The 11,412-nt window shown below is 69.8% G+C and carries 8 protein-coding genes; 1 reads left to right on the top strand and 7 read right to left on the bottom strand.

Translation table 11 applies throughout. The features are described 5' to 3' along the window. Positions 1-6: 6 nt before the first annotated feature. The 7 genes from ACIGO6_RS08620 to ACIGO6_RS08590 form a co-directional block, all read right to left on the bottom strand. Positions 7-1,146 carry an ABC transporter permease gene (locus tag ACIGO6_RS08620; RefSeq protein ID WP_399873147.1) on the bottom strand — a complete coding sequence of 380 codons (1,140 nt, stop codon included), beginning with the start codon at positions 1,144-1,146 and terminating at the stop codon, positions 7-9. 7 nt (positions 1,147-1,153) lie between these two features. Next, entirely contained in the window at positions 1,154-2,155 is a 1,002-nt protein-coding gene (locus ACIGO6_RS08615) for an ABC transporter permease (protein ID WP_399873144.1), read from the bottom strand. A 23-nt stretch (positions 2,156-2,178) separates the two neighbouring features. Further along, complete coding sequence (locus tag ACIGO6_RS08610) at positions 2,179-4,188, bottom strand: ABC transporter substrate-binding protein (RefSeq protein WP_399873141.1); 2,010 nt, start codon at positions 4,186-4,188, stop codon at positions 2,179-2,181. After that, complete coding sequence (locus ACIGO6_RS08605; protein ID WP_399873139.1) at positions 4,178-5,140, bottom strand: dihydrodipicolinate synthase family protein; 963 nt, start codon at positions 5,138-5,140, stop codon at positions 4,178-4,180. The genes ACIGO6_RS08610 and ACIGO6_RS08605 overlap by 11 nt, the downstream gene beginning before the upstream one ends. A 173-nt stretch (positions 5,141-5,313) precedes the next feature. After that, entirely contained in the window at positions 5,314-7,620 is a 2,307-nt protein-coding gene (locus tag ACIGO6_RS08600; RefSeq protein WP_399873136.1) for an Ig-like domain-containing protein, read from the bottom strand. Positions 7,621-7,666: 46 nt separating this feature from the next. Next, positions 7,667-8,893: a hypothetical protein gene (locus ACIGO6_RS08595; RefSeq protein ID WP_399873135.1), complete on the bottom strand. Its 1,227-nt coding sequence runs from the start codon at positions 8,891-8,893 to the stop codon at positions 7,667-7,669. Positions 8,894-8,903: 10 nt separating this feature from the next. Next, complete coding sequence (locus ACIGO6_RS08590) at positions 8,904-10,421, bottom strand: pectinesterase family protein (RefSeq protein ID WP_399873133.1); 1,518 nt, start codon at positions 10,419-10,421, stop codon at positions 8,904-8,906. Positions 10,422-10,669: 248 nt separating this feature from the next. Between ACIGO6_RS08590 and ACIGO6_RS08585 the strand changes: the two genes are divergently transcribed. Further along, positions 10,670-11,401, top strand: coding sequence for a GntR family transcriptional regulator (locus ACIGO6_RS08585; RefSeq protein WP_399873130.1), 732 nt, complete (start codon positions 10,670-10,672; stop codon positions 11,399-11,401). Positions 11,402-11,412 lie beyond the last annotated feature (11 nt).

Here is an 11,412-nt window from a genome sequence, read left to right as displayed (position 1 = left end):
AGCCCCCTACTTGTACGGGTCTGCGGAGTCCCGCAGCCCGTCGCCGACGAAGTTCATGGCCAGCACGGTGACGAACACCGCGAGGCCCGGGATCAGCAGCCAGGGCGCGGTCTCCACCGTGCGGACGTTCTGCGCCTCCTGCAACAGCACGCCCCAGCTGACGGCGGGCGACTGCAGGCCGAGGCCGAGGAAGCTCATCGCGGTCTCGCCGAGGATCATGCCGGGGACGGCCATGCTGAGCGAGGCGATCACATGGCTGGACATGGAGGGCACCATGTGCCCGAAGATGATCCGCCGGCGCCCGCAGCCGTCGAGGCGGGCGGCGACGACGAAGTCCTCCTCGCGCAGGGAGAAGAAGCGTCCGCGCACCACCCGTGCCAGTCCGGTCCAGCCGATCACCGACAGGATGGTGGTGATGGCGAGGTACCGCGACAGTGGCCCCCACTGGTCGGGGACGGCCGCGGAGAGCGACAGCCACAGCGGCAGCGTCGGGATCGACATCAGGAACTCGATGACGCGTTGGATCAGCAGGTCGGGTGTGCCGCCGAAGTACCCGGAGATGCCGCCGAAGAGCAGTCCGAGGAAGAAGCTGACGGCGACCCCGACGAGGCCGATGGACAGCGAGACCCGCGCCCCGTGGATGATCCGGGAGAGCATGTCGCGGCCGGAGCGGTCGGCGCCCAGGAAGTACACCTTGGTGTCCCGGTCGGCCGCGCCGAACAGGTGCCGGTCCCAGGAGATCAGCCCCCACATCTCGTAGGAGTCGCCCTCGGCGAAGAACTTCAGCGGGATCCGCCGGTCGGGGTCGACGGTGTGGATCTGCTCGAAGGTCTCCGGGTCGCGTCGGGTGGTGTAGCCGTTGGTGTAGAACCGCAGGCCGTCGTCCCAGCTGACGTCCATCTTGACCGTCTGCGGTGGCGCGTAGGTGTGCTTCTCGTCGGTGGCGCTGGGCGAGCCGGGGGCGAGGATCTCGGCGAAGACGACCACGAAGTAGGCGATCACCACGATCACCGCGCCGGCCATGGCGAGCCTGTGCTTGCGGAACCTGCGCCACACCAGCCGCCAGGGGCTGGCCTGCCCGCCGGCGACGGGTGCGTCGTCGGCGAGCGCCGCCGCCTCCTCGGGCTGCGGTGTCTTGGTCAGCATGGGCCGCTCACCCTCCCTCGTAGCTGTGTCTGATCCTGGGGTCCCACCAGGCGAGGGCCAGGTCGCTGATCAGGGTGCCGATGACGGTGAGGGTGGACAGAATCAGGATGAAGCTGCCCACCAGGTACATGTCCTGGTTGGTGACGCCGCCCAGCATCAGGGGCCCGGTCGTCGGCAGGTTCATCACGATCGAGATGATCGTCTCGCCGCTGATCAGGCCGGGCAGCAGCCAGCCGACGGTGGAGAAGAACGGGCTCATGGACATCCGGAACGGATACTTCAGCAGCAGCTTCCACTCGGGGAGACCCTTGGCGCGGGCCGCCATGACGTACGGCTTGTACAACTCGTCGAGGAGGTTGGCACGCGCGATGCGGATGGCGCCGGCGGTGCCCGACACCGCGATGATCACGATGGGCAGCCAGATGTGCGAGGCCAGGTCGAGCACCTTGCCGAGGTTCCAGGCGGCGTCCTGGTACTCGGGTGAGAACAGCCCGCCGGGACTCATCCCGAAGTAGCGCATGCCGACCCACATCAGCACCAGCGCCAGCATGAACTCCGGCACGGCCATGCCGACGAAGCCGAAGAACGTGGCGATGTAGTCGCCGGTGGAGTACTGCCGGACGGCCGAGTAGATGCCGATCGGGTAGGCGATCGCCCAGATCAGCAGCATGGTGGCGACGGAGAGGGTGAAGGAGAGCGCCACCCGGTCCCAGATCAGGTCCGAGACCGGCTGGCTGTTGTACGCGAAGGCCTGCCCGAAGTCGCCGTGGAGGACGATGTTGCTGATCCACTTCCAGTACTGGGTCAGGAACGGCTGGTCCAGCCCGTAGCGGTCGCGCAGTGCCGCCGCCTCGGCCGGGCCCATCACCTCGCCGCGCTCCTCGGCGTTGGCCTGGAGCGTGGAGACGTAGTCGCCCGGCGGCAGCTGGATGATGAAGAACGTCGCCAGCGAGATGGCCCCCAGGGTGAGGACCATCCAGCCGAGGCGGCGGGTGACGAACGAGAGCATGCGGCGTCACTCCCGTCCGGCCGTCAGGCCTTGCCCTTGAAGAAGTAGGTGCTGGGATTGCTGGGGCCCGGCGCCTGGTGGAAGCCGCTGGCGTTGAACGACGTGGGGACGTTGACCATGTGCGTCCTGACGATCCCGTAGTCCTTGGGCGGCGTGGAGATGCCGATGTAGTAGAGCTCCTCCTTGGTGATCTCCAGGATCTGCCGGGCGAGCCCGAGGGCCTCGTCGGGGTCGAAGGTGGCGCGCATCCGGTCGAAGAGCTCCAGCTGCTCCTTGATCCGGGCCGGCGGCTCCTCGCCGTCGTCGCCCTCCCTGACGTACCACTTGGCCCATTCGCCGCCGAAACGGGAGGAGCCGCGCGGGTTGGTGGGGAGGTAGTAGTGGTTGCCGCCGGTGCCGGTGCGGATGTCGAAGTTGTTGCAGTCCCAGACGGCCGCCTCGGACTCGCCGGCCTCGACCCGTTCCCAGTACAGCGTCTCGGCCATGCGCGAGATCGTGGCGTCCACGCCGACCTCGCGCCAGTCGCTGCGCACCATGTCCAGGGCGTCGACCAGGTCGGCCGCCTCGGAGACGACGAAGACCCGGAAGGCGACCGGGTCACCGTCCTTGGTGAGGCGGATGCCGTCGCCGTTGCGCCTGGTCAGGCCGGCCCGGTCCAGGTACTCGTTGGCCTTGGCCACGGAGTACTCGGTGAACTGGGTGCCGAGTTCCTCGTTGTAGAGCTCGTTGCCCTCGTTGGGGCCCGCCTGCCAGGGCTTGCCCTGTCCGGCGAAGACGGTGTCGATGATCTTCTGCCGGTTGATGGCGTGGGAGAGCCCGACACGGAAGTCCTTGTTCCCGTAGAGGGCACGCTTCTTCTTGTCCTTGTGGGTCCGGTTGAACCCGATGATCATCGTGTTGGCGGAGTCGGGCTCGACGTCGACGAGGCGGTAGCCGCCCTTGGTGCGGTTGCGGGAGATGACCGGCTTGTTGCGCACCGTGCCGAACTGGTAGAGCTGCATGTCCAGGTCGCCGTTGGAGATCTTGAGGACCTCGACCTCCACCTCCTCGAGGATCTGCACGATGACCTTGTCGATGTACGGGAGCTGGCTGCCGTCCGGGTCGGTCTTCCAGTAGTAGGGGTTGCGCTCGCAGACGACCTGGCTGCCCTTGGTGGCCGCGTTCCTGGGGAGCCACGCGTTGAGGGTGGGCATCGCCGGGTTGTTCCACGGCTCGGCGATGATCTCCATGTGGTTGATCCAGTCGGCGGAGCCGGCCTTCTTCGCCACCGCGTTCGCGTCCTTGTTGTACTTGATGTGGAACTTCTCGAAGTAGTGCTTGGGCAGCACCATGTGGACGCCCGTGGTGCCCGCGATCTCCTCCAGGAAGCCCGGCTTGGGCTCCTCGAAGACGTACTTCACGGTGAGGTCGTCCACGATCTCGAAGCGGGCGGGCTTTCCGGACGCGGACAGCCACAGCTCGTACATGCCGTACTGGTGCAGCTGCTTGTCGGTGTTGTAGTCGGTGAAGGCGAAGGCGAAGTCCTCCACGGTGACCGGCTTGCCGTCGGACCACTTCAGGCCCTTGCGCAGATGGAAGACGAACTCCTTGCCGCCGTCGACGACCTCGTACTTCTCGCAGACGCCCGGCAGGAGTTCCGTCTTGGTGACGCCCTCCCACTCGGGCGCCCAGCGCACCAGCGGCTCGTAGCCCAGGCTGAACCTCAGCCAGCCGATGTCCTCCTGCGTGATCATCGCGGAGTGCCAGGTGCCGCCGTAGACACCGGTCTCCTTGAGGGGCTTGACCACCAGGGGGGTGGCGGGGAGACGGTCCTCGACCTTGGGCAGCTTGCCGGCGTCCGCCTGCTCCTTCAGTGACGGCGCTTCCTTGCCCTTGGCTCCCCCGCCGCCGCTGCTGCCGTCGTCGGGGTCGGTGTCGAAGAACCCGCAGCCGGCCAGCGACGTGGCCACCAGGAGGCCGCCGCCCGCGCGCAGCAGCGTGCGCCGGTCGAGCACGCCGCGTTGCGACGGGGATGGCGTGCGGTCAGGAGTCATGTCCACGCTCCTTTGCGTGAGCTGCCGCCTCCAGCTCGCGGACCCGGGGAACCACGGTCGCGGTCAGGTTGCGCCGCTCCTCGGTGTCGAGCCGGGCCAGCGGTTCGGCGGCATGGGCGTCATCGATGCGGCCCAGGGCCGCCAGGACGAATTTGAAGGTGCTGACGATCGCGGAGAGGGTGGGTTCGCGGCGGGCCGCGCGCATCAGGTCGAGCAGATCCTCCAGCTGCTCCTGGAGCACCCGGGCCCGCGGCCAGTCCCCCGCTCGGGCCGCCTCGTACAGGGCGACGAGCTGGCGGGGGGTCACGTTGGCGAGTGAGGAGGTGGCGCCGGCGGCGCCCGCGTACAGGGACAGGTCGGTGAGACTGCTGCCGCCGGTGAAGCAGCGCACGGGGACGCCGAGCCGGTCCGCCCGGCGCAGCAACTGCCGCTGCCAGGTCATGTCGCCCGCGCTGTCCTTGATCCCGCAGAGCACTCCCTCACGGGTGAGTTCGAGGACGCAGTCGATGGTCAGGGCGGACCGGGTGAGCTGGGGCATGTGGTAGGCGAGGACCGGGAAGCCCACGGCCCGGGCCACGGCCCGGTAGTGGTCGCGGAGCTCCTCACGGCCGTATCCGGCGAAGTAGGGGGCGATGACGGCGATCTCGTCGGCGCCGGCGTCCGCCGCGGCCAGGGCATGGCGCACGGTGGACGCGGTGGCGGCGTCGCCGACATGCGCGATCACGGGCAGCCGGCCGTCGGCGGTCTTGGCGGCGACGGTCACGGCGAGCGCGCGCTCGTCGTCGTCCAGGGCGTGGAACTCCCCGGTCGTCCCGTTGATCCAGAGCCCGTGGACTCCGGCGTCGATCAGTGCGGTCAGGTGGCGTTCGAGCGAGGAGCGGTCCAGGGAGCCCTCGGCGTTCATGGGTAGCACGGTCGGTGCGATGATCCCGTGGAGCGCGTGTCTCGGCATGAATACCTCGCGGCATGTCGGTGGTATGCCATGAGTCTGTTGAGTGCCCGGGTGGCCGTCAACCCCTGCGACACGGGCAATGGGCGTCGCATGTGAGCTCGCGTCAACTCCGGCCCACCTGCGGCATACCAGGGCGCCGGCGGTCGGAACTGACGGAGTGTCGTGGTGCCCGGCTAGTGGTTGATCCTCACCAGGCTGAACTTCGCGGTCACGTAGTGGTGGACGGCGTTGGCCTCCTGGTTGCCGTCCACGAAGAGTCCCGCGTAGACCCTCTTGCGCATCGGGATCCGCTCGTAGCCGACGCGTGTCCACTGCAGGGAGTCCGGGGAGATCTCCGAGGTGAACTCGTCGCCGCGCAGGGTGATGCGCAGCCAGTACGGCTTGTCGTCGAGCATCTCGTCCTCTTCGTACGGGTAGGTGCCCGCGCTCATCTCGGTGCCGTTGGCGTGGATGCGTTTCACGGCGGCCTTGAAACCTCCCTCGGCGATGTAGAGGCCGAGGGCGTTGAAGGGCGAGTCAGGGGTGAGGTTCTCGCGGATCATGATGCCGGCGAGGACGTCCTGGTAGACGGCGCTGAGCGAGTCGATGCGGGCGATCAGCTCCACGACCTCGCCCGCGGGCGCGTCGATGGCCTGGTACACGAAGCGGCAGGAGTCCTTGCGGCCCTTGAGCTTGCCCGCACCACGCAGGGTGAACACGCCGCCGGCCAGGGCGGAGGCGCCTTCGACGGGCACCTTGCCGATGTCCTTGGTCTGCCACTTCCCCAGTTTCGTCACGCGGTTGACGTGCACGGGCACCATGCTGGACGTCGTCGCGGTGCCGGTGCTGTCCGTGGCGCGGGCGGTGAGGTGGTGGGTGCCCTCGGGGGCGTTCGTCCAGACGACCTCGTACGGCGCCGAGGTCACCTCTCCGACCTTCCGGTCGTCGGCGTAGAAGGCCACCGAGGCGATGGTCGCGCCGTCCTGGGCCGCGGCGTCGGCGCGCAGGGTGAGGTCGTGGGTGCCGGCCGCGGAGGCGAGGACGGTGTCGACGGCCGGGGCGGTCAGCTCGACCGTGGGGTTCGCCGCGCCGGCGGGGCGCAGGGAGTTGAGGTACAGCTCCAGGTTGCTGTAGCCGGTGGCCGGGTCGATGGCGCTGCCGTCCGTGAGGCCGTGCTTGGCCTCCCAGGCGTCGGGAATGCCGTCGTGGTCGCTGTCCTCGGGTGCCTTCACCGAGGGGAACGGGACAACGCCGCCGACCTCCTTCTGCGAGTTGATCGCCCGTCCGGTGCCCCGCCGCGCATCGTTGACCACGCGTGCGTCCACGGCGTCGCGGCGCGGCAGGGTCGCACCGGCGTTCGCCAGCACCGCCTCGTACGCGTCCTTGGCCGACTGCTCCTCGATCGGGTCGCGGACCTTGAGCGGCTTCGCGCGCAGGGTGGCCCCGCCGACGGGGAAGTCGACACCGCGGGTGTTGTCCGCGGTGATGTCGGAGTGCCCCTCGATGACATTGCCGCCGACGTGCCAGATGCCGCCGCGGTTGGGGGCGACGATGACCGGCGCGATGTCGGCGAGGGTGTTGGGTCCCGGCTTGTAGTAGTTGGCGACCATGTTGACGCCGTCGGCCCACTCGCCTCCGTAGCAGGAGGTGTAGCCGTAGTTGTAGATGACGTTGTTGCGGTGGTCGGCCCGCTGGGGCACGTCCTCGACGAAGCTGAAGCGCGGGTTGCGGCCGCCCTGGTGGACCAGCAGGTTGTGGTGGTAGGTCGCGTTGTCGCCGCCCCACAGCCCGCCGTAGCCGTGCCGGCCCTTCTCGTGGGCGGACATCGCCAGGCCCTCGGAGATGATGCACCACTGCATCGTGAAGTTCTCGTTGCCGTAGCAGGAGCAGCACTCGTCGACCGCCCAGCTGAACGAGCAGTGGTCGACGATGACGTTGCGGCAGCGCTCCATGCCGAAGGTGTCGATGGGGGTGCCGAGGGTGTCCGTGCCGCGGAACCGCAGATGCCGCAGGATGATGTTCTCGACGTTCTCGGCCTTCGTCTCGTTGCCGACGACGCAGATGCCGTCGCCGGGCGCGGTCTGGCCCGCGATCGTGAGGTTGGACCCGGTGATGTCCAGGCCGCCCTTGAGCTCGATGTTCCCCGAGACCCGGAAGACGATGGTGCGGTCGCTGCCGGAGACGGCGTCGCGCAGGGAACCGGGGCCGGAGTCGGCGAGGGTGGTGACCTCGTAGACCGAGCCGCCGCGGCCGCCCGTGGCGTAGCGGCCGCCGCCCTCGGCGCCGGGGAAGGCGAGGACACCGCCGGCGGCGTCGGCGGCCGCGGCGAGCTTGTCGGCGGCCTGCGCGGACGGCATCCGCAGGGCCGCGGTACCGATCAGCGCTCCGGCGCCGACGACGAAGGCGCGGCGTCCCAGGCGTCTGTCGGTGTCGTCGCTCGTCCCGGCGCCCGCGCCGATGCCGGTGCCGGTGCCGTGGTCGTGGCCGTTCAGTGGGTTCATGACGTGGTTCTCCTCCGGGGGAATCGGGGGTGGTTCGGCGGGTTGCTCACGGCTCGTCGACGCAGTTCACATCGAGGTCCCACAGGATCACGTCGAGGGCGTGCGGGCTGATGGTGTGGTCGCCGTGGGTGGCGTCCTCCAGGAGCTCCCAGTGGCCCTTGCCGATGACCTGGATGCGGTGGCTCACCACCGGCGCGTAGCTGCGGTGCCCGACGCCGTTGAAGCAGCAGTCGTCGAAGCGGTTGAGGATCTGCATCTGGCGTCGGTGAGGGCCCACCGACGCGAGCGCGTACAGGTCCGGGAAGTCGCAGATGCCGTAGAAGACCGGGTGCCTGTCCAGGCGTTGTTCCCAGTCGCCGGTGGTCGGTCGGGGCTTGGGCGGTGCCGAGCGCAGGAAGAACGGCAGGGAGCCGGCCGTCGGGTAGCTGCGGGTGATGCGGGGGTCGAGCGCCGGGTACACGGTGGCGGTCCAGCCGCCTCCGGAGAGGCCGATCATCTGCAGGGACGAGGGGCGGTAGGTGCGCTGGACGTGATTGACCGCCACCGCGAGCGGCTCCAGGAAGAACCGGAGGGTGGAGAACGTCGCGGTCTCCCAGGGCCCCAGGTCGTTGTGGGACTCGGGGGTCACCAGCGTGTCCGGATCGGTGGGGCTCTGCAGCTGCTTCGGGTTCCAGTGGTACAGCGGCATCGCGCACAGCAGCACGCCGTACCCGGCGTCGAGGAGTGCCTGGGCGGTGCGCTGCATGGTCTCGGGCGTCTCGCCGTGGCCGTTGTGGTAGAGGGCGAAGCGTCCGTGGGCGCCGGCTCGGCGCGGCAGCAGCAGGTGGACGACGGAGCGCAGGCCGTAGGGCATGCTGACGGTGAGCCGGTCGATGCGCCGTACGCCGGTGAAGGCGGGCAGTTCGGGGGCGGTGACGCCGCGTTCCACGTCGGGAAGGGTGTCCGGCAGCCGTCCGTCGGCGGACTTCCAGACCTCGGCGACGAGAAGCTGTCGCAGGCGTTCGGTGTCCGCCTCGGTGTGGACGGTCATCAGCTGCTCGACGTCGACGCCGACGACTTCCTGGGGCAGGGCCCGGTAGTCGAGGCTGTGGGCCGCGGCCACCTCCTGATTGACGGGTGCGACCGGCCGCGGCCGGGGGGACGGGCGTCCGTTCGGGGATGACGCCCCCTGCGCCGACGCGGTGCCGTTCGGGCCGGGGCTGCCGAGCGTGGCGGCGGTCGCGGCGACGGCACCCGCGGTTCCCAGCAGGGCTCTGCGGCTGACAGTTGACATGGCGGGCCTCTCAGTCGGTGTGGCTGTGGCCGGACTCGGCGGACGGGTCCCAGCCGTCCAGCAGACGGGCCGGGTCGCGCCACGTGCGCGCTTCGTCGGCGGACAGCTGCCGCGAGCAGGACAGCCGCTCGCCGGTGTCCACCGGTGCCCCGGACAGGTCCTTGCTGCCGTACTCCCAGAAGCGCAGCTGCTGCCCGGTCGTGCAGTCGAAGCCGGTCAGACCCCAGCCCTCGGGCGCCACGTGGGAGTCCATGGCGGTGTCGATGAAGACGGCCTGGCTGGCGGGGAAGCGGCTGTCGATCCGGCTGAGCAGCACGCTGCCGTCGGCCACCGAGTCCGCGCGGGTGAGGCGGGTGTCGACGAACACGGCGCCGGGCGCGTCCGGCTGGTTGCGGATCTGGCTGATGTAGCCGATGTCCAGGGACTTGAGCTCGGAGTCCCGGACGTAGACGCCTCCGGTCCCCCAGAAGAAGTCGACGTTGCCCTCGACGTAGGAGTCGGTGACGAACGCGCGGCCCTGGATGCGGAGGCTGTCCTGGAAGCTGACCACGCGGACCCGGTCGAGCACGATGCGGTCGCCGTTCCCCCGGAAGGCCTCGGCCTGGGAGCCGCCCTTGGGGGTGAGGTTGTGGACGGTGAGGTCACTCAGCCTGAAGTCGTCCGCGTCGACTCCGAAGGCGGCGCGCCAGCAGTTGAACCTGTCGGGCTGCGGCAGCACCCGGCGCGGGCAGTAGCTCTGCTCGGGCGGCACGTCGGCCATGGCGGAGTCGCCGTTGAGCAGGTTGTTGTTCGGGTAGCCGATCACGGTGCGGCGGGCCCCGGCGCCGCGCACCCGCAGGTGGGGCCGCGACGGACCGACGTAGACGATCTCCCGGTACGTGCCGGGCGCCACGTCGATGCGGACCTCGCTGCGGTTTCCCTCCGGCACGAAGTCGACGGCGCCCTGGACGGTGCAGAAGTCACCGCCGCCCCGCGCGTCGACGCGCAGGTTCCGGGTGCCGGGGCGCGGGGCCTCCGCGGTGCGGAAGCGCCATGCGTGCGGTGAGGTGATGCCCCGGTGGCCGCGGAAGAAGCCGGGGTCCACGGTGACGTGGTAGCGCTGTCCGGGCTCGAGGGTGCGGTGCAGCAGGACGGTGGCGGTGCGGCCGGTGACGACGACCGGCTCGTAGGTCCAGCGGTGCGGTTCGCCGTAGTCGGAGCGTGCGTCGCCGATGAGGCGCTGGTACGTCGCGGGGTCGGCGAGGTCGACGGTGTCCACGGCGCTGCCGTCGGCGCGGTGCACGGTCAGACGTCCTTCGGTGCCGAGCTGAACGGCCGAGTCGAAGGTGAGGCGGAGGGGTGTGTCGGCGCAGACGGCTTCCGCCGTGCCGTTCGGCGCGAGCGACACCGGCCGGCCGGCCGGGGTAACGGCCGCGTCCGCCGTGGCGGAGGGGACGACGGCCACCGGAGCGAGCAGGACGGCGAGGACGGGACCGGCGCGCAGGATCGGGCGCACTCGGGAAACGAGCTGATGGAACATCGATCGCATGGGAACGACTCCTCATCCCGGCATACCTATGGCATGCCAGCGATGGAAGCACAGGAGCCACTCACTGAACACCCCCTTGTCACTGTGAACCCTTCATCCACCGACGCCAGTTCACTGCGCCGCCCGCTCCGACCCGGGTCGCCCGAACCGCAGACGATCCGCCTACCAGTGGCATACCATGTCCCCGGGCGCGGTGGCCGGACGATACGGTGGCCCGGACAGCAGTCGCTCAGTGCCAGGAGGACGGCATGACCCCACCGAAAGCGGCATCGGCCCGGCAGGAGCCGGCCTCGTCGTCGACCTCGTCGACGTCCGAGGAGAGTCTGGAGAGCCGGGCGCGTCAGGCGCTGGTGGACTGGTTGACGAAGGAGCACCCCGCTCCCGGCCAGCCCGTCCCCGTGCGGGAGTTCGCCAGGCGGCTGGGCATGAGCCGTACCCCGGTGCGCAGTGCCGTCGGCCGTCTGTACGAGCGCGGGCTGCTGGCCTACGATCCGGTGGCCGGGTTCACCGTCGCCATCCCGTCGCTGTCCAGCATCTACGAGCTGTTCGAGCTGCGCCTGATGCTGGAGTCGCACGCGCTGCGCCTGTTCGCCGAGCGTACCGACCGGGAGCCCCCGGCCAGGCTGCGCGAGCTGGTGGACGAAGCCGACGAGCTGGCCCGGGAGTCGGTCGAGGACCACAGTCGGTACATCGACTTCCGGGAGAACGACAGCCGCTTCCACCGCGCCATGGTGGAGCTGGGGGGCCTGCCACGGCTCCTGGAGCTCCACGACGACCTGCACCTGAGCATTCATGTGACCCGCACCGGAATGGAAGCCCCGATCACCGCGTCGAGGCTGAACACCGCGGTCGCGGAGCACCGCGCCGTGGTCGACGCGCTGGAGCGCGGCGACCGCCAGGCGGCCCGGGACCTGCTGGAGGCCCACATCCTGCGGGTCCGCGACCAGACCATCGCCTTTCTGGCCCGGCCCAGGATCTAGGGCCCGGCCCC

It is taken from the genome of Streptomyces sp. NPDC053750, from assembly GCF_044544295.1.
In the GTDB taxonomy this organism is placed as follows: Bacteria; Actinomycetota; Actinomycetes; order Streptomycetales; family Streptomycetaceae; genus Streptomyces.
This window is presented reverse-complemented; position numbering and strand designations above follow the sequence as displayed.